Origin of the sequence: Tenacibaculum aiptasiae (genome assembly GCF_965221665.1) — a bacterium.
In the GTDB taxonomy this organism is placed as follows: domain Bacteria; phylum Bacteroidota; class Bacteroidia; order Flavobacteriales; family Flavobacteriaceae; genus Polaribacter; species Polaribacter aiptasiae.
On record NZ_CBDCSN010000002.1, the window covers coordinates 2,220,462 to 2,245,116 of the forward strand.

The following is a 24,655-nucleotide window of genomic DNA, read 5'->3' on the forward strand; positions in this document are numbered from 1 at the left end:
AGAGATTTTACACTGTGTAAAATCTCTATTTTTTACATTGTTTAGCTGTTATTTTACCAATTCCCTTTTTAAGAATTTAGCAGTATAACTAGTTTTATGTTTTGCTACTTTCTCTGGAGAACCCGTAGTTAAAATTTGTCCACCACCTTTACCACCTTCCATACCAACATCAATAATATGATCGGCAAGCTTGATAACATCAAGGTTATGTTCAATAATTAAAACAGTATTTCCTTTATCAGTTAGTCGGTTTAATACATCCATCAAAACACGAATATCTTCAAAATGTAAGCCAGTTGTAGGTTCGTCTAAGATGTAGAAAGTATTACCCGTATCTCTTTTAGATAATTCAGTAGCTAGTTTTATACGTTGTGCTTCTCCACCAGAAAGAGTAGTAGATTGTTGCCCTAATGTGATGTAACCTAAACCAACATCTTTGATGGTTTTTAATTTTCTGAATATTTTAGGAATGTGTTCGAAAAACTTAGTAGCTTCGTTAATGGTCATTTCTAAAACATCAGAAATAGATTTTCCTTTATATCTAATTTCTAAAGTTTCTCTATTAAAACGTTTTCCTTGACAAGTTTCACATTCTACATGAACATCTGGTAAAAAGTTCATTTCAATAACACGTACTCCACCACCTTGACAAGTTTCGCAACGACCACCTTTTACATTAAAACTAAAGCGACCAGGTTTATAACCTCTAATTGAAGCTTCAGGAGTTTTTGCAAACAAACTTCTAATTTCGCCAAAAGTACCTGTATAAGTAGCAGGATTCGATCTAGGAGTTCTTCCAATTGGCGATTGGTCAATATCAATAACTTTATCAATATGCTCTAAACCTTCAATCTTTTTATAAGGCATAGGTTTTTTTACCCCACGATAAATATGAGCATTTAAAATAGGATAAAGGGTTTCGTTGATTAAAGTAGATTTTCCACTACCAGAAACACCAGTAACACAAATCATTTGTCCAAGAGGAAAAGTAACATTAACGTTTTTTAAGTTATTACCCGTAGCTCCAGTAAGTTTGATAAAGTTCCCGTTTCCTTTTCTTCTTTCTTTAGGAACAGCGATTTCTTTTCTTTCAGTCAAATAATCTGCAGTTAAAGTACTATGAGATTTTAAATCGTCAAAAGTTCCTTCACTAACAATTTCACCTCCATGACGTCCAGCACCAGGGCCTATATCTAATACAAAATCGGCTTGTTCAATCATGTCTTTGTCGTGTTCTACAACTAAAACAGAATTTCCAACATCCCTTAATTTTATAAGTGATTGAATTAACTTTTCGTTATCCCGTTGATGTAATCCAATACTAGGTTCATCTAAAATATATAATACACCTACAAGTTGAGAACCAATTTGTGTAGCTAAACGAATACGTTGAGCTTCCCCACCAGATAATGATTTAGATGTTCTGTCAATGGTTAAATAATCAAGACCTACATCTAATAAAAACTGGACTCTGGTTCTAATTTCTTTTAAAATTTCAGAAGCAATAGTTAGTTGTTTTTCAGTCAACTTATCTTCTATAGTAGAAAACCAATTTGCTAATTCAACAACATCCATTTGTGCTAAATCACTAATGCTTTTATCAGTAATTTTAAAGTGAAGAGCTTCTTTTTTTAATCGCTTACCTTCACAAGTTGAACATTTAACTTCGTCCATGAAGCCTTTAGCCCATCTTTTTATAGTTGAACTTTCAGCATTTTTATATTGACTTTGGATAAAAGAAATAATTCCTTCAAAATCAATTTCATATTTTCTGGTAACTCCAGCTGTTTTAGATTTTATTTCAAATTTTTCCTTGCCGCCATTTAAAATAACATCCATGGCTTCTTTAGGGATTTTATTAATTGGATCGCTTAATTTAAACTTGTATCGTTCAGCAATGCTTTGCAATTGTTTAAAAATCCAACTGTTTTTTTGCTCTCCTAAAGGAACAATTCCTCCATTTTTTATAGAAACACTAGCATCTGGAATTATTTTTAATTGATTGATTTCATTCGTAATTCCTAGTCCATTACAATGAGAACAAGCTCCTTTTGGTGAGTTAAAAGAAAAAGTATTTGGTTCTGGGTTTGGATAAGCAATCCCAGATGTAGGACACATTAACTCTCTACTGAAATAACGAGGTTTTTCATCATCAACATCAATAACCATTAAAATATTATTACCAGTATATAATGCTGTTTTTATGGTTTCTTCCAATCTTTTGTCGGCAGAAGGATTAACAACTAATCGATCAATAACTACTTCAATATCGTGAGTTTTGTATCGATCTAGTTTCATTCCTTTTTCAATTTCTCTAATCTCACCATCAACACGAACACGAACAAAGCCTTGTTTAGAAATTTGTTCAAATAACTCACGATAATGTCCTTTTCTCGATTTAATTAAAGGAGCAAGAATAGCGATACGTTTATCGGCAAAATCTTTAAGAATCAAATCTTTTATTTGTTGGTCAGAATAACTTACCATTTTTTCTCCAGTATTGTAAGAATAGGCATCGGCAGCACGAGAGAAAAGTAAACGTAAAAAATCGTAAATTTCTGTAATAGTACCTACGGTAGAACGAGGACTTTTGTTAGTGGTTTTTTGTTCAATCGAAATAACAGGAGAAAGACCATCTATTTTATCTACATCAGGTCTTTCTAATCCACCCAAGAATTGACGAGCATAAGCAGAAAAAGTTTCAATGTATCTACGTTGACCTTCAGCATAAATAGTATCAAATGCTAAAGAAGATTTACCACTACCACTCAAACCAGTAATAACAACTAGCTTTTCACGTGGTATTTTTACGTCGATGTTTTTTAAGTTGTGAGCCCTAGCTCCGTATACCTCAATGTATTCTTGTTCTTTCAAAGTGCCTATTTTTCAGAAAAAAGCAAAGTTACCAAAACCAAACTTATTTTAATACCGATGTTATTAACAAATCGCTGTAAATTGGTATCTTGCCATAAAAAACGGATAAATATGAAATTAATTGACTCGGTACGTCATTTTTTTGAACGACATGGTTTTGCAGTGTCTTCAAGGTTTGCAGATCGTTTAGGGATCAGAACGAGTAATGTACGTTTGTTTTTTATTTATATGTCTTTTGTAACAATAGGATTGTCTTTTGGGATATACCTTATTCTAGCATTTTTATTGAAGTTGAAAGATATGATTTATACAAAAAGAACTTCGGTATTTGATTTATGATAAAAAGGGTATTTCGATCAAGGTTATATAAAGCCATCTTTTTCTCAATACTAATTTTAACAATTGGTGTAGCTGGTTATGCTTTGTTATTTGATTACTCTTTTATTGATGCTTTATATATGACTGTAATAACCATAACTACCATTGGTTTTGGTGAAGTACATCCATTTGGAACAGGAGAAAAGGTTTTTACAATAGGATTAATATTATCGAGCCTTTTTATTTTCGGATATGCAGTATCGTCATTTTCAGAATACTTAATAAGTGGGCAATTTTTTCACCGTTTAAAAATAAAAAAAGTGCAAAAAAAAATAGAAAAATTACAAGGGCATACAATAGTTTGTGGTTTTGGAAGAAATGGTAAACAAGCAATTTCAAAACTAAATAGTTATAAGAAAGATTTTGTAGTTGTAGAGAAGGATGAGAGTATAATTAAATTACTTGATGAAAAAGGAGTCCTGAATATTGAAGGAGATGCAACTACAGATGAAACGCTAATACGAGCAGGAATTTTAAATGCTAGTAATTTGATTACGGCTTTGCCTTCGGATGCAGATAATTTATTTGTTGTGTTAACAGCAAATCAGCTAAATAAAAATTGTAAAATAATAAGTAGAGCTTCTAAGGAAACCTCTTATAATAAACTTAAAATAGCTGGGGCAGATAATGTAATTATGCCAGATAAACTAGGAGGAGCACATATGGCTTCTTTGGTAGTAACCCCAGATGTTATTGAGTTTGTAGATAGGCTAACAATAGAAGGAGATACTACAGCGAATTTAGAAGAAATAGCTATTGATAATTTACCTCACGAATATTTAGATAAGACTATTTTAGATTTAGATTTACGAAAAAAAACAGGTTGTACTGTGATAGGGTACAGGACTTTAGAAAAAGAATATATTATTAACCCAGAAGCTTCTGTAAGATTAACAGCAGGGGCTAATTTGATTGTATTAGGCCGTCCAGAACAAATTATAAAACTTAGAGAATTGTTCTAGTAAATTGATATGAGTTTTCTTAAAAATAAATAAATAAAAACCGTTAAAATTTTAAATAAATCTCAAGTAAAAATTACATTTAACGATTAAAACTTGTTGAAAGTACATTTTTTTAAGATATTGCGGGCTACTAATTCAAAAAAACCAACACAAAAATCATGAATAAAAAACTTCTCACGTTACTACTAATGATAGTACCGATGTTAACATTTGCACAAGAAAAAGGTTTAGACCAACAAATTGATGAAGCGTTTCAACCAATTGCTGATACTTTTTTTAACGCTATTTTCTTTCAAGTTTTTGGAATTCCTTTTGTATTAATATTACTAGTAGGAAGTGCGTTATTTTTTACAATATATTTTAAATTTCCAAATATCCTTCACTTTAAAACAGCTATTAATGTTGTAAGAGGAAAGTATGATGAAGTAGATCATGCAGTAGTGGAACCAGCTTATGGAGATGTTACTCCAGGTGGAGATTCAATTGAAACAATTAGAGATGAGAGTGAAGAAGGAGAGGTTTCGCATTTCCAAGCATTAGCAACAGCAGTTTCAGGTACAGTAGGAAATGGAAATATAGCAGGGGTTGCTTTAGCAATTGCTTTGGGAGGACCAGGAGCTACATTTTGGATGATTGTTTGTGGATTATTAGGAATGTCTACAAAATTTGTAGAGTGTACTTTAGGAGTTCAATATAGAGATGTAGGTAGTGATGGTACTGTATATGGAGGGCCAATGTACTATATAAGTAAAGGTTTAAAAGAGAGAGGTTTCGAAATGTTAGGAAAGGTAGCAGCTATATTTTTTGCTATTTTCTGTATTGGAGGTTCTTTTGGTGGTGGTAATGCAGCACAGTCAAATCAAGCTACAATAGTTTTAAAAGAATTATTAGGATTAGAGAGTACTAGTGCTGGAGCTATTATTGGAGTAGTTTTAGCTGTTTTAGTAGGTATTATTATTATTGGAGGGATTAAAAGAATCGCTTCTGTAACAGAAAAGGTTGTACCTTTTATGGCAGTAATGTACTTATTAGCATGTTTATATATAATATTTAGTAACTTTAGTTTTATTGATGATGCTTTTGGGTTGATCTTTAAAGAAGCATTTAGCCCTACTGCAATGGGAGTAGGTACTATAATGGGAGTATTATTAGTAGGGTTCCAAAGAGCTGCATTTTCGAATGAGGCAGGAGCAGGTTCGGCTTCAATTGCACACTCTGCTGTAAAAACTAAATATTCTGCGTCTGAAGGATTAGTGGCATTATTAGAACCATTTATTGATACTGTGGTTATTTGTACTATGACAGCTTTAGTAATTATTATCTTTAACTTTGGTGGTGGAGATGGTGCTGTATTCCAATATGGAGGAAACGGTTCCGGAGCAGTATTAATTGATGGAGTAGCATATGAAGGAGCGGGAATTACATCAAAAGCTTTTGCTCAATATATACCTTATTCTAATGTGTTCTTAACTGTAGCTGTAGTATTATTTGCAGTTTCAACAATGATTTCTTGGTCTTACTATGGATTACAATCTTGGAAATTCTTATTTGGTAGAGGTAAGGCTGCAGATTTAACATATAAAGTATTGTTCTTAATTTTTGTAATTATTGGAGCAGCAGCAAGTATGGGATCTATCTGGAAATTCTCAGATGCAATGATTTTTGCGATGATTTTCCCTAATATGGTAGGATTATATTTCTTATTCCCAATTGTGAAAAAGCAATTAAAGCGTTATCTTGATGCGATAAAAAGCTAAAAAAGAAAAACGATGAAAAATATTAAATCCTATTTCTGGTATAACAAACGCCAAAGAAATGGGATTTTCTTTTTAATAATACTTATAGTTGTATTGCAAAGTATTTATTTGTTTGTAGACTTTTCTTCAAACGATATAATTAACAATGATACAGAAGAGTTATTAGTCTTTAAAAATAAGATTGATAGCTTAAAAAGAGTAGCTATAGAAAAAAGAAAGTTTAAAATACACCCTTTCAATCCAAATTACATTACCGATTATAAAGGATATCAGTTGGGTATGTCTGTAGAAGAAATAGATAGGTTACATGCATATAGAAACCTAAATAGATATGTGAATTCTAAAAAAGAGTTCCAAAAAATAACTGAGGTGTCCGATAGTCTATTAAATAAGATAGCTCCATACTTTAAGTTTCCAGATTGGGTTGTTAATAGAAATAAGCGGAAAAAAGAAAAGAAAGCTATACTTGTTAGAAGTAGTAAGTTAGAATCTAATACTATTGAAAATAAAGTAGAAAAATTAGTTTCAACTAATGATATAAATAAAGCAACAAAAAAAGATTTTGAAATAATAAATGGAGTTGGTGAGGTTATTGCTGATCGTATTTTAAAATATAGAAAGAAGATACAAGGGTTTACTTATAAAGAGCAATTGAATGAAGTTTGGGGTTTAGAAAAAGAAATAATCAATGATATTTTATCAAAGTTTAAAATAGGTAGAAAACCTAAGATTGAAAAAATAAATGTAAATACAGCTATGTTTAAAGAAGTGCTTAAAAATCCATATATAGATTATGATTTATGTAAAAAGATTTTTGAATACAGAGATGAAGTGGCAGAATTACAAGATATCTCAGAATTAAAAAATATAGATGGATTCCCAGTAGACAAATACGAGAGAATAGTTTTATATTTGGAAGCAAAATAAACAAACAACAACAAAATATATACAGTATGTATTTTACTGAAGAACACGAGGCGTTTCGTCAAAGCTTTAAGGAGTTTTTACAAAAGGAGGTTACTCCTTATATAGATAAATGGGAAAAAGAAGGAACAGTTGAACGTTTTATTTGGAAGAAATTCGGAGAAATGGGATACTTTGGTTTGAATCAACCAGAAGAATATGGAGGATTAAACCTTGATCTTTTTTATACCGTAATCTTTTTAGAAGAGCTGCAAAAAATAAACTCAGGAGGTTTTGCAGCAAATATGTGGGCACATGCATATTTAGCAATGACACATTTAAATAAAGAAGGAGATGATAGAATTAAGAGAGAGTATTTAACTCCAAGTATTGATGGTGAAAAAATAGGGTGTTTATGTATATCAGAACCATTTGGAGGAAGTGATGTGGCTGGAATGAGAACCACAGCTATAAAAGATGGAGATACTTATGTGATAAATGGATCAAAAACGTTTATTACAAATGGAGTGTATTCGGATTACTTAGTTGTAGCAGCAAAAACAAATCCAGAGGATAAGCATAAAGGGATGAGTATTTTTGTGGTAGATAGAGAAACACCAGGGATATCATCAACAAAATTAGATAAATTAGGATGGAGAGCATCAGATACAGCAGAGATAGCTTTTGATAATGTTGTGATTCCAGCAGAAAATTTAATGGGAGAAGAAGGGAAAGGTTTTCCTTACATTATGCAGCACTTTGCTTTAGAACGTCTAGTAATGGGGGTTAATGCTCATGCAAGAGCAGAGTACGCTTTAGATTATGTAGTTCAATACATGAGTGAAAGAGAAGCTTTTGGAAAAACATTAGATAAATTCCAAGCATTACGTCATAAAGTTGCAGAGATGGCAAGTAGAATAGATATGTGTAAAGAATATAATTATTCAATTACAAAGAGGCTTAATGATGGTAATTATGTGGTAAAGGAAGCTAGTATGAGTAAATTATTATCGACTAAAATGGCTGATGAAGTAATTTATGATGCATTACAATTATTAGGAGGTTATGGATATATGGAAGAGTATCCTTTAGCACGTTTATTAAGAGATAGCCGATTAGGTCCAATAGGAGGTGGTACCTCTGAAATCTTAAAAGAGATTATCGCAAAAATGGTAATCGATAAGAAAGAGTATAAGCCAGCGACGTAATCGTTTTTTAATAAGGTTAATTTATTTTTGTTAAATGTTGACTTTATAACCAAAATGATAAAAAAAATAAAAACCACTCGTTTAATGAGTGGTTTTTTTGTGAAATTAACTTTTTGAGAAGGAAAAAAATTAAAAGTCAATAAGTTTTCAACACGAAAACGATTTCGGAGCTATAACGATTTCGCGGTCTGAAATTCAATGTATAACTTGAAACCAAATTTAAAAATATATTAAATGAAAACTCTTCAAAAAAAGCATTGGTTTCTTGTGCCAATCATAACAGTTTTCTTAGGATGTTCAGCAGAATTATCAGAAGAATTAAACGTAAAATCACAAGAGAAAGAAACAATACAAGCGTCGGCTAGACCAGGCTTAAAACAAATAGGAACTGGAGTAATGATGCAAGCGTTTTACTGGGATGTTCCAGCAGGAGGGAATTGGTGGAACACAGTTAAAGGTAAAGTGCAAGATTGGAGTAATGCAGGAATGGATGCTATTTGGTTGCCGCCAGCAACAAAAGCACAAAATGGAGCTTTCTCGATGGGGTATGATCCTTTCGATTATTTTGATTTTGGAAAATATAATCAAATGGGAAGTGTAGAAACTCGTTTTGGATCTGAAAATGAGTTGAAAAGTTTAATTTCATCAGCACACGGAGCTGGATTAAGTGTTATAGCAGATATTGTTATCAATCATAATAGTGGAGGCCAAAGTGAAGTGAACCCAGTTAATGGTCAGCCAAATTGGACTAAGTTTACACCAATGTCAGGAAGATTTATAAGAGATTATAACGATTTTCATCCGAATCATAACTTTAATAATGACACAGGGGTATTTGGAGGATTTCCAGATTTATCGCATCACCAAGTAAGAGTTCAAAATGAATTATGGAAAAATCCAGAGTCAGTTGCTAAATATTATAAAAATGTAATGGGATTTGATGGTTGGCGTTTTGATTATGTAAAAGGTTTTGAACCATGGGTTGTAAAAGATTGGAAAAATGAAGTAGGAGGATTTACAGTTGGAGAATACTGGGATGGAAATGCGGGTACTTTAGATTGGTGGTCAGGACAAGCAGAAGCAAGTGCTTTTGATTTTGCATGTTATTATAGAATGAAAGACGCATTTGATGGTAATAACTTAAATAAGTTAAACGAAGATATGTTATGGAAGAGAAATGCGAGTAGAGCGGTAACGTTTGTAACTAATCATGATACTAATGAAATCTATGGAGGTAAAATGTTAGCCTATGCATATATATTAACACATGAAGGGTATCCAACAATGTTTTATAGAGATTATGAAGAATGGTTAAATAAAGAAAGATTGAATAATTTGATTTGGATACATAATAACTTAGCAGGAGGAAGTACTACAAACTTATATACTGACAATGATGAATACATTGCAAGAAGAAATGGACACAATAATGCAGGTTTAGTAGTGTATATTAACAATGCAAATCATTGGCAAGAGCGTTGGATAGAAACCAATTGGTCAAATACTCGAATTAAAGATTATACTGGACATTCTTCATGGGAACCTGTAACACAAGGAGGAAAGTGGGTTAAAATACAAGTACCGCCAAAAAGCTACTCAGTTTGGGCTCCAAAATAAAATAATTTTTTTGCAGGTTAATTAAAAAATACTCAGTACCTTTGCAGTCCTAAAATAATAAATTTAGAGACTACAATGAAAGGAGGTGCTAACAAATGTTAATTATTCCAGTAAAAGAAGGAGAGAATATCGATAGAGCGTTAAAACGTTATAAGCGTAAATTTAGTAACACTAAAACGTTAAAACAATTACGTGACAGAAAGCAGTTTAATAAGCCATCTGTTGTAAAGCGTGCTCAGAAGATAAAAGCATCTTACGTTCAGAGTTTAAGAACAAAAGAAGAAATAGGTTAGGAATAAGCTATTTTAAAGATATAAAACCTGTATTGATTTCGATACAGGTTTTTTTGTACATTTATTTTAAATAAACTTTCAAATGTTATTAGAAGCTTTTCTAGAATACTTAACTCATGAGAAAAAGTATTCAAAACATACAATTCAAGCATACAAAACTGATTTAATTGCTTTTAGAGATTTTTGTGTAGTTGAATATGAAGATGAAAAACTAACGGAAATTCATTATAATCAAATTAGGACTTGGATGGTGAGTTTGATAAATGAAGGTATTTCAAATAGGAGTGTGAATAGAAAAATGAGCTCTTTAAAAACGTTCTATACTTTTTTACAAAAAATAGGAGAGGTTAAAGTAAATCCCTTGTCAAAACACAAAGCATTAAAAGTTCAAAAAAAAATACAAGTACCTTTTGATCAAAATGAGGTGGGAGAAGTTTTGGATATTATGAAGGAAGGCACCGATTTTGAATCAGTAAGAGACCGCTTAATAGTAGAGTTATTGTATTCAACAGGGATTAGAAGAACAGAGTTAATAAATATCAAAGAAAAGGATGTTGATTTTGTTAAGAAAGTTATAAAGGTTTTAGGAAAAAGAAATAAAGAAAGATATATAATGTTGTTGCCAACGGTGTTAGATACTTTGAATCAGTATATTGATTTTAAAAAAGACTATGAGTTGGAAAATGTAGCTGAACTTTTGATAACCAAAAAGGGAGTTAAAATTTATGAAACTCTTGTTTACCGAATAATAAATGCGTACTTTAGTAGGGTGTCAACTAAAGTAAAAAAAAGCCCACATATCTTAAGGCATGCTTTTGCTACACATTTACTTAATAATGGTGCGTCATTAGATTCGGTTAAAGAATTACTAGGGCATTCAAGTTTAGCCTCCACTCAAGTTTATACGCACAATAACTTGGAGCAAATAAAGAAAGTATATAACAGTGCTCACCCTAGGGAGCCTAATTAAAGATTGAAAATTATGAAAGTATTCACGCAGTCAGTAAACTTTACAGCAGATAAAAAGTTGATAAGTTACATAGAAAAGAAAGTAGGAGGTTTAGAAAGGTTTCATGATAAAATAGTAGACGTAGAGGTTTTTTTAAAAGTTCAAAATACTAGTGAAAAAGAAAATAAAATATCTGAAATTAAAATTAATATTCCAGGAAGTGAGTTGATGGTGAAAAAACAAACAAAAACCTTTGAAGAGGGTGTCAGCATTGCGATTGAATCATTAAAAAGAAGCCTGAAAAAATCAAAAGAAAAACATAGAGATTCATTGGTTTCATAAAAAGATAAAAAATATTTCAAAAAAGTTTTAAAAATTAAAAATTACTTTATACATTTGCAGTCCGTTAGAAATAGCGGATTGTTTTTTTATAACAATTGCCGATGTAGCTCAGCTGGCTAGAGCAGCTGATTTGTAATCAGCAGGTCGGGGGTTCGAGTCCCTTCATCGGCTCAAGTTCTTAAGCAAAACGGATAAGATTTTATTGAAAATCTTGGGGAGATTCCAGAGCGGCCAAATGGGACGGACTGTAACTCCGTTGTCTTACGACTTCGCAGGTTCGAATCCTGCTCTCCCCACTCTTTTAAAACTGAAAAAATGATTTTTAAATCTAGGTTTAATTATTAAATTAGCGGTTTTAAATAGGCGAGAGTAGCTCAGTTGGTAGAGCGTCAGCCTTCCAAGCTGAATGTCGCCGGTTCGAACCCGGTCTCTCGCTCTAAAATTCCAAGCCGGTGTAGCTCAGTTGGTAGAGCGCATCCTTGGTAGGGATGAGGTCACCGGTTCAAATCCGGTCATTGGCTCTTTTTTAGTGAAAAGAGTTTAAAAGAGTTTTAAAATAACACTAAATATATTTAACTAAGAATTAAAATTAATAATCATGGCAAAAGGAACTTATGATCGTTCGAAACCGCATTTAAATGTTGGTACTATTGGTCACGTAGATCACGGTAAAACTACTTTAACTGCTGCAATTACTAAAGTATTAGCTGATGCAGGATTTTCTGAACAAAGAGCTTTTGATCAAATCGATAACGCTCCAGAAGAAAAAGAAAGAGGTATAACAATTAACTCTTCTCATGTAGAGTATGCAACTGCAAACCGTCACTACGCACACGTAGATTGTCCAGGTCACGCCGATTATGTAAAGAACATGGTAACTGGTGCTGCTCAAATGGATGGAGCTATCTTAGTAGTAGCTGCAACAGATGGTCCAATGCCACAAACTCGTGAGCACATCTTATTAGGACGTCAAGTAGGTATTCCACGTATCGTTGTTTTCTTAAACAAAGTTGATATGGTTGATGATGAGGAGTTATTAGAGTTAGTAGAGATGGAAGTTAGAGACTTATTATCTTTCTACGAGTACGATGGAGATAACGGTCCTGTTGTTGCTGGTTCTGCTTTAGGAGCTTTAAATGGAGAGCAAAAGTGGGTTGATACAGTTTTAGAATTAATGGAAGCTGTTGATACTTGGATTGAAGAGCCACCAAGAGATACTGAAAAAGATTTCTTAATGCCAATCGAGGATGTATTCTCAATTACAGGTCGTGGTACTGTTGCTACTGGTCGTATTGAAACAGGGATCATCAACTCTGGAGATCCAGTAGAGATTATCGGTATGGGTTCTGAGAAGTTAACTTCTACAGTAACTGGTATTGAAATGTTCCGTCAAATCTTAGATAGAGGTGAGGCAGGAGATAACGCAGGTATCTTATTAAGAGGTATTGCTAAGGAAGATATCAAGAGAGGTATGGTAATCTGTAAGCCAGGTTCAGTAACTCCACACGCTAAATTTAAAGCTGAGGTATACGTTTTAAAGAAAGAAGAAGGTGGACGTCACACTCCATTCCACAATAACTACCGTCCACAATTCTACGTACGTACAACTGACGTAACTGGTAACATTAACTTACCTGATGGAGTAGAGATGGTAATGCCAGGAGATAACTTAACTATTACAGTTGATTTAATCCAACCAATCGCATTAAACATTGGTTTACAGTTCGCAATCCGTGAAGGAGGTAGAACAGTAGGTGCAGGTCAGGTAACTGAAATCTTAGACTAATTAATAGTTAGTTTACAGCATAAAAAAGGAGTCTCTTTAAATAGAGAGGCTCCTTTCAAAATGAAATACGGGTTTAGCTCAGTTGGTAGAGCACTGGTCTCCAAAACCAGGTGTCGGGGGTTCGAGTCCCTCAATCCGTGCAAAAATCAAAGCGAGTTACGGTTTAAATACTGTAGCTCGTTAAAAGGATAAAAACATGAATAAATTTATACAATACGTCAAGGATTCTTTTGAAGAATTAAATACAAATATGACTTGGTCAACTCGTGAAGAAGCACAAAAGTCAACTGTAGTGGTTGCTGCATTCACTATTGCATTTGCATTAGCTGTAGCTGGTATTGATAAGTTTTTTCACACTGGATTAGACTGGTTTTTTAACCAATTTAACTAGATATAATTTTTAGATTATGGCGGCAGATAATTCAGTAATGAAGTGGTATGTTGTAAGAGCTGTTGGAGGTCAAGAGAATAAGGTTAAAACTTATATCGAGACTGAAATTGCTCGTTTTGGATTATCAGATTATGTTAATCAAGTAATAGTCCCAACAGAAAAAGTTATTCAAGTTAGAAACGGAAAGAAAATAAATAGAGAAAGAGTTTATTTTCCAGGATATGTAATGGTTGAAGCTAACTTAGCTGGAGAGGTTCCTCACGTAATTAAATCAGTAACTGGAGTTATTGGTTTTTTAGGTGAAACAAAAGGAGGAGAACCTGTGCCAATGCGTAAATCGGAAGTGAACAGAATGTTAGGTAAAGTTGATGAACTTTCTGTTAGAGATGAAAATGTCGCAATTCCTTATTCAGTTGGAGAAACTGTAAAAGTAATCGACGGTCCTTTTAATGGATTCGATGGAACAGTTGAAAAAGTTAATGAGGAAAAACGTAAATTAGAAGTAATGGTTAAAATTTTCGGAAGAAAAACACCATTAGAACTAAATTACATGCAAGTAGAGAAAATATAATTGTTACACCTATATTTAGAGATGTTTGAAGCTTCCAATTTAAATATCTCGATTAAATCTTAAACAATGGCAAAAGAAGTAAGTAAATTAGTTAAACTACAAGTTAGGGGAGGTGCTGCGAATCCGTCGCCACCAGTTGGACCCGCTTTAGGTGCTGCCGGGGTTAATATCATGGAGTTCTGTAAGCAATTTAATGCTCGTACACAGGACAAACAAGGTAAAGTATTACCTGTTGTGATTACCGTTTATACAGACAAATCTTTCGAGTTTGTTGTAAAAACACCACCAGCTGCAGTACAATTATTAGAAGCGGCCAAAATTAAGAAAGGTTCAGGAGAACCTAATAGGAAAAAAGTAGCAAGCGTTTCTTGGGATCAAATTCGAGGAATTGCAGAAGACAAAATGCCTGATTTAAATGCATTTGAAGTTGAGTCTGCAATGAGAATGATTGCTGGAACTGCTCGTTCTATGGGATTAACAGTAACAGGTGATGCACCTGCTTAAACTTTAAAAGATATTTAGAAATGGCAATTACTAAAAAGCAAAAGGAAGCTCGTGCTAAGATAGATAGATCTAAAGTTTATAGCTTAGGAGATGCATCAGCTTTAGTTAAAGAAATTACAAATGTAAAATTTGACGCATCTGTAGATTTAGCAGTACGTTTAGGAGTAGATCCTCGTAAAGCAAATCAAATGGTACGTGGAGTTGTTACATTACCACACGGAACAGGAAAAGACGTAAAAGTATTAGCATTAGTTACTCCAGATAAAGAAGCAGAAGCAAAAGAAGCTGGTGCGGATTATGTTGGATTAGATGAGTACCTTCAAAAAATTAAAGGTGGTTGGACTGATGTTGACGTTATTATTACAATGCCTAGCGTTATGGGTAAATTAGGTCCTTTAGGTCGTATTTTAGGACCAAGAGGTTTAATGCCAAACCCAAAGACAGGAACAGTAACTATGGATGTTGCAAAAGCAGTACAAGAAGTAAAAGCTGGTAAGATTGACTTTAAAGTTGATAAAACTGGTATTGTACACGCTGCAATTGGAAAAGTATCTTTCGATGCTAAGAAGATTGAAGAAAATGCAAATGAGTTAATACAAACATTAATTAAATTAAAGCCAACAGCTGCTAAAGGTGCTTATATTAAGAGTATTTTTATGTCTTCTACTATGAGTCCTAGTGTTGCTGTAGATGAAAAATCTGTATCATAAGGCAGTTAAAACTTTTTAATTATGACTAGAGAAGACAAATTACAAGTAATAGAAGATTTAACAGCACAATTAGGAGATACTGGTACTATCTATTTAGCAGATATTTCTGGATTAGATGCAGTAACTACATCTAACTTACGTAGAGCTTGTTTTAAAGCTAACGTTAAATTGGCTGTTGTAAAAAACACAATGCTTGCCAAAGCAATGGAAGCTTCAGATAAAGATTTTGGAGACTTACAAAGTGTTTTAAAAGGTAATACTTCTATAATGATTGCTGAAGCTGCAAATGCACCAGCAAAAGTTATAAAAGAGTTCAGAAAAAAATCAGATAAGCCTTTATTAAAAGGAGCTTTTGTTGAAGAGGCAGTTTACATTGGAGATGACCAATTAGACGCTCTTGTTAACATCAAATCTAGAGAAGAGCTTATTGGAGATATCATTGGATTATTACAATCTCCAGCTAAAAATGTTGTTTCAGCTTTACAATCAAGTGGAAACAAACTTTCAGGTATTCTTACAACGTTATCTGAAAAATAATTACGCGCACTAATAAACTAAAATAAATAAAATTTCAAAAAACAATTAAAATGGCAGATTTAAAAGATTTCGCAGAACAATTAGTTAACTTAACAGTAAAAGAAGTTAATGATTTAGCTACTATCTTAAAAGAAGAGTATGGTATTGAGCCAGCAGCAGCAGCAGTAGCAGTAGCAGGTCCAGCAGCAGGAGGTGATGCAGCAGAGGAAAAAACTGAATTCGATGTGATCTTAAAAGCAGCAGGAGGTTCTAAATTAGCAGTTGTAAAGTTAGTTAAAGAATTAACTGGATTAGGATTAAAAGATGCTAAAGCAATCGTTGATAGCGCTCCAGCACCAATAAAAGAAGCTGTATCTAAAGATGAGGCAGAAGGTCTTAAGAAGTCTTTAGAAGAAGCAGGAGCTGAGGTAGAGCTTAAGTAAGCTATACTCCCGAATTAAAACGGGAAAAAACAATTAAGGTTTAGGTACTAGAAACGTATGTTTTTAGTCCTAAACCATTTTGTGTATATATTCGTTCTTTATTTATCACAATTTGAAATTGTGATTTTACGACTATAAAGTGTTGGTTTTTAACCATCAAAAGCAATTAAAATTGCATTATTGAAACAGATAAGTTTCAAAAAATAATATTTTTAATTTAAAAATAGCATCTCTTTTGGCAACGATAAACACTACTGAAAGAATTAACTTTGCATCATCGCAGTTAGGAACTGATTATCCAGATTTTCTAGATATTCAGGTGAAGTCTTTCCAAGACTTTTTCCAATTGCAAACCAAAGCCGATGAGCGAGGTGAAGAAGGTTTATACAAAACCTTTATGGATAACTTTCCGATTACAGACACTCGTAATCAATTTGTATTAGAATTTTTAGACTACTTTGTAGATCCTCCAAGATATAGCATCCAAGAATGTATCGAAAGAGGTTTAACACATAGTGTACCTTTAAAAGCAAGGTTAAAGCTTTATTGTACCGATCCTGAACACGAAGATTTCGAAACTATAGTTCAAGATGTATATTTAGGTACTATTCCTTATATGACTAATTCTGGAACTTTCATTATTAATGGAGCAGAAAGAGTTGTAGTGTCTCAATTACACCGTTCACCAGGGGTGTTCTTCGGACAATCTTTCCACGCAAACGGAACCAAGTTATACTCAGCAAGAGTTATTCCTTTTAAAGGATCTTGGATAGAATTTGCAACAGATATCAATCAAGTAATGTATGCTTATATTGATAGAAAGAAAAAATTACCAGTAACAACGTTATTCAGAGCCATAGGTTTTGAAAGAGATAAAGATATATTAGAAATCTTTGATTTAGCGGAAGAAGTAAAAGTTTCTAAAGCAGGATTAAAGAAAGTATTAGGGCGTAAATTAGCAGCAAGAGTATTAAAAACTTGGCATGAAGATTTCGTAGACGAAGATACAGGAGAAGTAGTATCTATTGAGCGTAACGAAATTGTTTTCGACCGTGATACAATTATAGAGAAAGAACACATTGATGAAATAATCGATGCAGGTGCAAAAACTATCTTATTACATAAGGTGGATAATGACATGGCAGATTATGCAATCATTCATAATACATTACAAAAGGATCCTACAAACTCAGAGAAAGAGGCAGTAGAGCATGTATATAGACAATTACGTAATGCTGAACCGCCAGATGAGGAAACAGCAAGAGGAATTATTGAAAAATTATTCTTCTCAGAGCAACGTTATAGTTTAGGAGAAGTAGGACGTTTTAGAATGAATACCAAATTAGGTCTTAATGAAGATATAGATCAAAAGGTATTAACTAAAAACGATATTATTACAATTATCAAATACTTAATTGAGTTAATTAACTCAAAAGCAGAAGTAGATGATATTGATCACTTATCAAACCGTCGTGTAAGAACTGTAGGAGAGCAATTAGCTGGACAGTTCGGTGTTGGTTTAGCTCGTATGGCTCGTACAATTCGTGAAAGAATGAACGTACGTGATAACGAGGTATTTACTCCAATTGACTTAATTAATGCGAAGACATTATCTTCAGTAATTAATTCATTCTTTGGTACCAACCAATTATCTCAGTTTATGGATCAAACAAATCCATTAGCAGAAATTACTCACAAACGTCGTTTATCAGCTTTAGGACCTGGAGGTTTATCTAGAGAAAGAGCAGGATTCGAGGTTCGTGATGTTCACTATACACACTATGGTCGTTTATGTCCAATTGAAACTCCTGAGGGACCGAATATTGGATTAATTTCATCTTTAGCAGTATTTGCAAAAGTTAATAATCTTGGTTTTATCGAAACACCTTATAAAAAGGTAGTTGATGGAAACATAGATTTAAAGCAAGAGCATGTTTACTTAAGTGCTGAAGAAGAAGAAGGAATGAAGTTTGCTCAATCTAACTTAAAAATTGATGAGCAAGGAGACTTTGTTGAAGATAAAGTAATTTCACGTGAAGGTGGAGATTTCCCAGTAGTTACTCCAAATGAAGTAGACTACATGGATGTTGCACCAAACCAAATTGCATCTATATCAGCATCGTTAATTCCTTTCTTAGAGCATGATGATGCCAACCGTGCGTTAATGGGATCGAACATGATGCGTCAAGCTGTTCCATTATTACGTCCAGAATCTCCAATTGTAGGTACAGGATTAGAGCGTAGAGTAGCAAAAGACTCTCGTATCTTAATCAATGCAGAAGGAGCTGGAGTTGTTGAGTATGTTGATGCAAATAAAATAACTATTAAGTATGATAGAACTGAAGAAGAGCAAATGGTAAGCTTCGATTCAGATGAAATCACTTATAACTTAATTAAGTTTAGAAAAACTAACCAAGGTACTAACATTAACTTAAAGCCAATTGTAAAAGTTGGAGATAGAGTTGAAGAAGGACAAGTACTTTGTGAAGGTTATGCAACGCAAAAAGGAGAATTAGCTTTAGGAAGAAACATGAAAGTAGCCTTCATGCCTTGGAAAGGGTATAACTTTGAGGATGCGATCGTGATTTCAGAAAAAGTTGTTCGTGAAGATATCTTTACTTCTATTCATATCGATGAATATTCATTAGATGTTCGTGATACTAAATTAGGAGCAGAAGAATTAACAAACGATATTCCAAATGTTTCAGAAGAGGCTACTAAAGACTTAGATGAAAATGGAATGATTCGTATTGGAGCAGAAGTAAACCCAGGTGATATCTTAATTGGTAAGATTACACCAAAAGGAGAATCTGATCCAACACCAGAAGAAAAATTATTACGTGCTATTTTTGGAGATAAAGCAGGAGATGTAAAAGATGCATCATTAAAAGCTTCACCTTCATTAAGAGGAGTAGTAATTAATAAAAAATTATTCAAACGTGCAGTAAAAGATAAGAATAAACGTGCTAGAGATAAAGAGGCTATTGCAACTTTAGAAGCATCTTACGTATCTAAGTTTGAAGGATTAAAAGATAGATTAGTAGAGAAGTTATTTACTTTAATTACAGGTAAAACTTCACAAGGTGTATTTAACGATTTAGGGGAAGAAGTATTACCAAAAGGTAAGAAGTTTACTCAAAAAATGTTAAATTCAGTAGAAGATTTTACACATTTAAACGGTACTTGGACTACAGATAAAGACTTAAACAAGTTAGTTGTAGAATTAGTACACAACTATAAGATTAAAGTAAACGATTTACAAGGAGTTTTACGTCGTGAGAAGTTTACAATTTCTGTAGGAGACGAGTTACCAGCAGGAATCTTAAAGCTTGCAAAAATTTACGTAGCTAAAAAACGTAAGTTAAAAGTAGGAGATAAGATGGCAGGACGTCACGGAAATAAAGGTATTGTAGCACGTATTGTACGTCAAGAAGATATGCCTTTCTTAGAAGACGGAACACCAGTAGATATTGTATTAAATCCATTAGGGGTACCATCTCGTATGAATATTGGTCAGATTTATGAAACAGTTCTTGGTTGGGCTGGAGAAAAATTAGGTCAAAAATATGCAACACCAATTTTTGATGGTGCAAATATTAACGAGATTAATGATTTAACAGATCAAGCAGGTATTCCTCGTTACGGACATACATACTTATATGATGGAGGTACAGGAAAACGTTTCGATCAGCCAGCAACAGTGGGTATAATTTATATGATTAAGTTAGGTCACATGATTGAAGATAAGATGCACGCGCGTTCTATTGGACCTTACTCATTAATTACACAACAACCATTAGGAGGTAAGGCACAATTTGGAGGTCAACGTTTCGGAGAGATGGAGGTTTGGGCACTTGAAGCATATGGTGCATCAAGTATCTTAAGAGAAATCTTAACTGTAAAATCGGATGACGTATTAGGTAGAGCTAAAACATACGAAAGTATTGTTAAGGGTGAGTCTATGCCAGAACCAGGATTACCAGAATCATTTAATGTATTAATGCACGAACTGAAAGGTTTAGGATTAGACGTTAAATTAGAGGAATAATAAACAGTGAAATATCATTAGGTAGGATGTTTTCTACCTAATGATAAATCATTTTAAATATACGTCTTAAAGAGGCAAATTTTTAATTCGAATCCATTAGTTATTATGGCAAGAAAGAACGAAAAATACACTGTTAAAAAGTTTAACAAAATTTCAATTGGTTTAGCATCACCTGAATCTATTTTAGAGGCATCAAGAGGTGAGGTTTTAAAACCAGAAACTATTAACTACCGTACACACAAACCAGAAAGAGATGGTTTATTTTGTGAGCGTATTTTTGGTCCTGTAAAGGATTATGAGTGTGCGTGTGGAAAATATAAGCGAATCCGATATAAAGGAATCGTTTGTGATCGTTGTGGTGTTGAAGTTACTGAGAAAAAAGTACGTAGAGATAGAGTAGGTCACATTAATTTAGTAGTACCAGTTGCTCATATTTGGTACTTTAGATCATTACCTAACAAAATGGGATACCTTCTAGGGTTACCATCTAAAAAGTTAGATATGATTATTTACTACGAACGTTACGTAGTAATTCAACCAGGAGAAGCTAAAAATGCTGAAGGAGAACCATTACAAAAAATGGACTTCTTAACGGAAGAAGAGTATTTAGATATTTTAGATACACTTCCACAAGAGAATATGTATTTAGATGATTCAGACCCAAACAAGTTTATCGCTAAAATGGGAGCTGAATGTTTAATTGATTTATTAGAAAGAATCGATTTAGATACGTTATCATTTGAATTACGTCATAAAGCAAATACTGAAACTTCTAAGCAACGTAAAAACGAAGCATTAAAGCGTTTAAATGTTGTTGAAGCATTTAGAGATTCTCAAAAGAATAGAGAAAACAACCCAGAGTGGATGATTATGAAAGCGGTTCCAGTTATACCGCCAGAGTTACGTCCATTAGTACCATTAGATGGAGGTCGTTTCGCTACTTCAGATTTAAATGATTTATATCGTCGTGTTATTATCCGTAACAACCGTTTAAAGCGTTTAATGGAGATTAAAGCTCCTGAAGTTATTTTACGTAACGAGAAACGTATGTTACAAGAATCAGTAGATTCATTATTTGATAACACACGTAAATCATCAGCAGTAAAAACAGAATCTAACCGTCCATTAAAATCATTATCTGATAGTTTAAAAGGTAAGCAAGGACGTTTCCGTCAAAATTTATTAGGTAAGCGTGTTGATTATTCTGCACGTTCTGTAATTGTTGTTGGACCAGAGTTAAGATTATTTGAATGTGGATTGCCAAAAGATATGGCAGCAGAATTATACAAGCCTTTCGTTATTCGTAAGTTAATCGAAAGAGGTATTGTAAAAACTGTAAAATCTGCAAAGAAAATTATAGATAGAAAAGAACCAGTTGTTTGGGATATCTTAGAAAACGTAATTAAAGGACACCCAGTTTTATTAAACCGTGCTCCAACGTTACACCGTCTAGGTATTCAAGCATTCCAACCAAAATTAATTGAAGGTAAAGCAATACGTTTACACCCACTTGCTTGTTCTGCCTTCAATGCCGATTTTGATGGGGATCAAATGGCGGTTCACTTACCATTAGGACCAGAGGCTATTTTAGAAGCTCAGTTATTAATGTTAGGATCTCATAATATCTTAAACCCTGCAAATGGTGCACCTATTACTGTACCATCTCAGGATATGGTATTAGGACTATACTATATGACTAAGGAAAGAAAGTCAACTCCAGAAGTACCTATTAAAGGAGAAGGATTAACTTTCTATTCACCAGAAGAGGTAATTATTGCCTTAAACGAAGAAAGAGTAGACTTAAATGCTGGAATCAAAGTTCGTACTAATGATGTAGAGGATGGAGAACCAGTTGTTAAGATCATACAAACAACTGTTGGTAGAGTTTTATTTAATGAAGTTGTACCAGAAGCAGCAGGATATATTAATGAAGTTTTAACTAAAAAATCATTAAGAGGAGTTATTAGTGGTATTTTAAAAGTTACTGATATTCCTGCAGTTGGAAAATTCTTAGATGAGATTAAAAACATGGGATATAAATACGCCTTCGAAGGTGGTTTATCATTCTCATTAGGAGATATCATTATACCAGAAGAAAAGCACTCTATGATTGCTGAAGCAAACAAAGAGGTAGATGGTATAATCATGAACTATAACATGGGTATGTTAACGCAAAAAGAGCGTTATAACCAGGTAATTGATGTTTGGGGATCTACAAACAACAGATTAACTGAATTATCTATGAAGCGTTTACGTGAAGATCAACAAGGATTTAACTCAGTATTTATGATGTTAGATTCTGGAGCACGTGGATCGAAAGAGCAGATCCGTCAGTTAACAGGTATGCGTGGATTAATGGCAAAACCTAAGAAATCTACAGCAAGTGGAGGAGAGATTATTGAGAACCCTATTTTATCTAACTTTAAGGAAGGATTATCGATTTTAGAATACTTTATCTCTACACACGGTGCACGTAAAGGACTTGCCGATACCGCATTAAAAACAGCCGATGCAGGATACTTAACACGTCGTTTAGTAGATGTATCTCAGGATGTTATTGTAAATGAAGTAGATTGTGGTACATTAAGAGGATTAGAAATTTCTCCATTAAAGAAAAACGATGAAATCGTTGAGCCTTTAAGTGAAAGAATTTCTGGACGTACATCATTACACAATGTATATGCTCCAAAAACTGATGAATTATTAATTGAATCAGGAGAGTTAATTACACCAATTATAGCTGAAAAAATTGAAGCTTCTGGAGTAGATAAAGTAGAAGTACGTTCTGCATTAACTTGTGAATCTGAAAGAGGTATTTGCGAAAAATGTTACGGACAATCTTTATCTACAGGAAAGAAAGTACAAAGAGGAGAAGCAGTAGGTGTAATTGCAGCACAATCGATTGGAGAGCCAGGAACACAGTTAACATTACGTACATTCCACGTTGGAGGGGTAGCAGGAAACATTTCAGAGGAGAACAAGTTAATAGCTAAGTTTGATGGAAATGTTAAGATAGAAGATTTACGTACAGTTAAAGGTAAAGATAACGAAGGTAAAGAAGTAGATATCGTAATCTCTCGTACAGCTGAAATTAAAATCATTGATAAGAAAACTGACATAGTATTAAGTACTAATATCATTCCTTATGGTTCGATCATATTTGATAAGGATCTTAAATCAATCAAAAAAGGAGATGCAGTTTGTCAATGGGATCCATTTAATGGAGTTATTGTTTCAGAATTCAACGGAAAAGTTAAGTTTGACAATTTAGAACAAGGTATTAACTATACTGTTGAAATTGATGAGCAAACAGGTTTCCAAGAAAAAGTAATGATTGATTCTAAAAATAAGAAAATTATTGCTTCATTAATTATTGAAGATGCAGATGGTAATGCTTTACGTTCGTACAGTTTACCAGTAGGTGCACACTTAATGGTAAATGATGGTGATAAAGTAGAATCAGGTCATACATTAGTTAAGATTCCACGTAAGTCTGGTAAAGCAGGGGATATTACAGGAGGTTTACCACGTGTAACAGAGTTATTCGAAGCACGTAATCCATCTAACCCAGCAGTAGTTGCTCAAATTGATGGGGTTGTATCTTTCGGTAAAATTAAGCGTGGTAATCGTGAGATTATTATTGAATCTAAAACAGGAGAGATTACTAAATACTTAGTGAAGTTATCAAACCAAATTTTAGTTCAAGAGAACGATTTCATTAAAGCAGGTATGCCTTTATCTGATGGAGCTATTACTCCAATAGATATTTTAAATATCAAAGGACCTTCTGCTGTTCAAGAATACTTAGTAAACGAGATTCAAGAAGTATATCGTTTACAAGGGGTAAAAATTAACGACAAGCACTTCGAGGTAGTAGTACGTCAAATGATGCGTAAAGTTAGAGTTATTGATTCTGGAGATACTTTATTCTTAGAAAATCAATTAATTCATAAAAACGACTTTATCAAAGAAAACGATGCTATTTACGGAATGAAAGTTGTTGAGGATGCAGGAGATTCTGAGAACTTAAAACCAGGACAAATAGTTTCAGCTCGTCAATTAAGAGATGAGAATTCATTATTACGTAGAGCAGATAAAGAATTAGTAGTAGCAAGAGAAGCACAACCAGCAACTGCAGAGCAAGTATTGCAAGGTATTACAAGAGCTTCGTTACAGACTAAGTCATTTATTTCAGCTGCGTCATTCCAGGAAACTACTAAAGTATTAAATGAAGCTGCAGTAAACGGTAAAGTTGATACATTAGAAGGATTGAAAGAAAATGTAATTGTTGGTAAGAGAATTCCAGCAGGTACAGGAATGAGATCTTACGATAGTCAAATCGTAGGGCCTAAAGATGAAATTGAACAAAGTTTATAATTTTCAATACAAAGACCTCTAAGCTT

19 protein-coding genes and 5 tRNA genes are annotated in these 24,655 nt (G+C 33.3%); 23 read left to right on the plus strand and 1 reads right to left on the minus strand.

All coding sequences use genetic code 11. The features are described 5' to 3' along the window. Positions 1–48: 48 nt before the first annotated feature. The gene (gene uvrA / locus ACOQN8_RS10610) at positions 49–2,874 is read right to left on the minus strand and encodes an excinuclease ABC subunit UvrA (protein WP_420552653.1); all 2,826 of its coding nucleotides are present in this window, start codon (positions 2,872–2,874) and stop codon (positions 49–51) included. A 111-nt stretch (positions 2,875–2,985) separates the two neighbouring features. Between uvrA and ACOQN8_RS10615 the strand changes: the two genes are divergently transcribed. The 23 genes from ACOQN8_RS10615 (at position 2,986) to rpoC (ending at position 24,629) form a co-directional block, all read left to right on the plus strand. Next, complete coding sequence (locus tag ACOQN8_RS10615; RefSeq protein ID WP_150900572.1) at positions 2,986–3,213, plus strand: PspC domain-containing protein; 228 nt, start codon at positions 2,986–2,988, stop codon at positions 3,211–3,213. Continuing rightward, positions 3,210–4,214 (plus strand): potassium channel family protein, encoded by a 1,005-nt coding sequence (locus ACOQN8_RS10620; RefSeq protein ID WP_420552654.1) that lies wholly within the window; start codon positions 3,210–3,212, stop codon positions 4,212–4,214. Before ACOQN8_RS10615 ends, ACOQN8_RS10620 begins: the two co-directional genes overlap by 4 nt. A gap of 158 nt (positions 4,215–4,372) precedes the next feature. Then, entirely contained in the window at positions 4,373–5,971 is a 1,599-nt protein-coding gene (locus tag ACOQN8_RS10625) for an alanine/glycine:cation symporter family protein (protein ID WP_420552655.1), read from the plus strand. A 12-nt stretch (positions 5,972–5,983) separates the two neighbouring features. Continuing rightward, on the plus strand, positions 5,984–6,898 hold the full coding sequence (locus tag ACOQN8_RS10630) for a ComEA family DNA-binding protein (RefSeq protein WP_420552656.1): 915 nt from the start codon (positions 5,984–5,986) through the stop codon (positions 6,896–6,898). A 17-nt stretch (positions 6,899–6,915) separates the two neighbouring features. Continuing rightward, entirely contained in the window at positions 6,916–8,082 is a 1,167-nt protein-coding gene (locus ACOQN8_RS10635) for an acyl-CoA dehydrogenase family protein (protein ID WP_420552819.1), read from the plus strand. A gap of 234 nt (positions 8,083–8,316) precedes the next feature. Continuing rightward, positions 8,317–9,699 carry an alpha-amylase gene (locus ACOQN8_RS10640; RefSeq protein WP_420552657.1) on the plus strand — a complete coding sequence of 461 codons (1,383 nt, stop codon included), beginning with the start codon at positions 8,317–8,319 and terminating at the stop codon, positions 9,697–9,699. 95 nt (positions 9,700–9,794) lie between these two features. Beyond that, entirely contained in the window at positions 9,795–9,992 is a 198-nt protein-coding gene (gene rpsU, locus ACOQN8_RS10645; RefSeq protein ID WP_150900580.1) for a 30S ribosomal protein S21, read from the plus strand. An 82-nt stretch (positions 9,993–10,074) separates the two neighbouring features. Beyond that, positions 10,075–10,962: a tyrosine-type recombinase/integrase gene (locus ACOQN8_RS10650; RefSeq protein WP_420552658.1), complete on the plus strand. Its 888-nt coding sequence runs from the start codon at positions 10,075–10,077 to the stop codon at positions 10,960–10,962. 12 nt (positions 10,963–10,974) lie between these two features. After that, a complete protein-coding gene (locus tag ACOQN8_RS10655) occupies positions 10,975–11,283 on the plus strand; it encodes an HPF/RaiA family ribosome-associated protein (protein ID WP_150900584.1) in 309 nt (102 codons plus the stop codon). Positions 11,284–11,380: 97 nt separating this feature from the next. Then, a tRNA-Thr gene (locus ACOQN8_RS10660) sits at positions 11,381–11,454 on the plus strand. A 42-nt stretch (positions 11,455–11,496) separates the two neighbouring features. After that, positions 11,497–11,579 (plus strand) — tRNA-Tyr (locus tag ACOQN8_RS10665). Positions 11,580–11,646: 67 nt separating this feature from the next. After that, a tRNA-Gly gene (locus tag ACOQN8_RS10670) sits at positions 11,647–11,719 on the plus strand. A 12-nt stretch (positions 11,720–11,731) separates the two neighbouring features. Next, positions 11,732–11,804, plus strand: a tRNA-Thr gene (locus ACOQN8_RS10675). Between the two features lie 77 nt (positions 11,805–11,881). Continuing rightward, entirely contained in the window at positions 11,882–13,069 is a 1,188-nt protein-coding gene (gene tuf, locus ACOQN8_RS10680; protein WP_150900585.1) for an elongation factor Tu, read from the plus strand. Positions 13,070–13,136: 67 nt separating this feature from the next. After that, positions 13,137–13,209 (plus strand) — tRNA-Trp (locus ACOQN8_RS10685). A 56-nt stretch (positions 13,210–13,265) separates the two neighbouring features. Then, positions 13,266–13,460, plus strand: a complete 195-nt coding sequence (gene secE / locus ACOQN8_RS10690) for a preprotein translocase subunit SecE (protein WP_420552659.1) — start codon at positions 13,266–13,268, stop codon at positions 13,458–13,460. A 16-nt stretch (positions 13,461–13,476) separates the two neighbouring features. Then, a complete protein-coding gene (gene nusG, locus ACOQN8_RS10695) occupies positions 13,477–14,031 on the plus strand; it encodes a transcription termination/antitermination protein NusG (protein WP_150900588.1) in 555 nt (184 codons plus the stop codon). Between the two features lie 66 nt (positions 14,032–14,097). After that, entirely contained in the window at positions 14,098–14,535 is a 438-nt protein-coding gene (gene rplK, locus ACOQN8_RS10700) for a 50S ribosomal protein L11 (RefSeq protein WP_150900589.1), read from the plus strand. Between the two features lie 20 nt (positions 14,536–14,555). Continuing rightward, positions 14,556–15,245 carry a 50S ribosomal protein L1 gene (rplA, locus tag ACOQN8_RS10705; RefSeq protein WP_150900591.1) on the plus strand — a complete coding sequence of 230 codons (690 nt, stop codon included), beginning with the start codon at positions 14,556–14,558 and terminating at the stop codon, positions 15,243–15,245. Between the two features lie 21 nt (positions 15,246–15,266). Further along, a complete protein-coding gene (gene rplJ / locus ACOQN8_RS10710) occupies positions 15,267–15,782 on the plus strand; it encodes a 50S ribosomal protein L10 (RefSeq protein ID WP_420552660.1) in 516 nt (171 codons plus the stop codon). A 50-nt stretch (positions 15,783–15,832) separates the two neighbouring features. Further along, positions 15,833–16,204 (plus strand): 50S ribosomal protein L7/L12, encoded by a 372-nt coding sequence (rplL, locus tag ACOQN8_RS10715; protein ID WP_150900595.1) that lies wholly within the window; start codon positions 15,833–15,835, stop codon positions 16,202–16,204. Positions 16,205–16,439: 235 nt separating this feature from the next. Next, entirely contained in the window at positions 16,440–20,252 is a 3,813-nt protein-coding gene (gene rpoB, locus ACOQN8_RS10720; RefSeq protein WP_420552661.1) for a DNA-directed RNA polymerase subunit beta, read from the plus strand. A gap of 105 nt (positions 20,253–20,357) precedes the next feature. After that, on the plus strand, positions 20,358–24,629 hold the full coding sequence (gene rpoC / locus ACOQN8_RS10725; RefSeq protein ID WP_420552662.1) for a DNA-directed RNA polymerase subunit beta': 4,272 nt from the start codon (positions 20,358–20,360) through the stop codon (positions 24,627–24,629). The last annotated feature ends 26 nt before the right edge of the window (positions 24,630–24,655 follow it).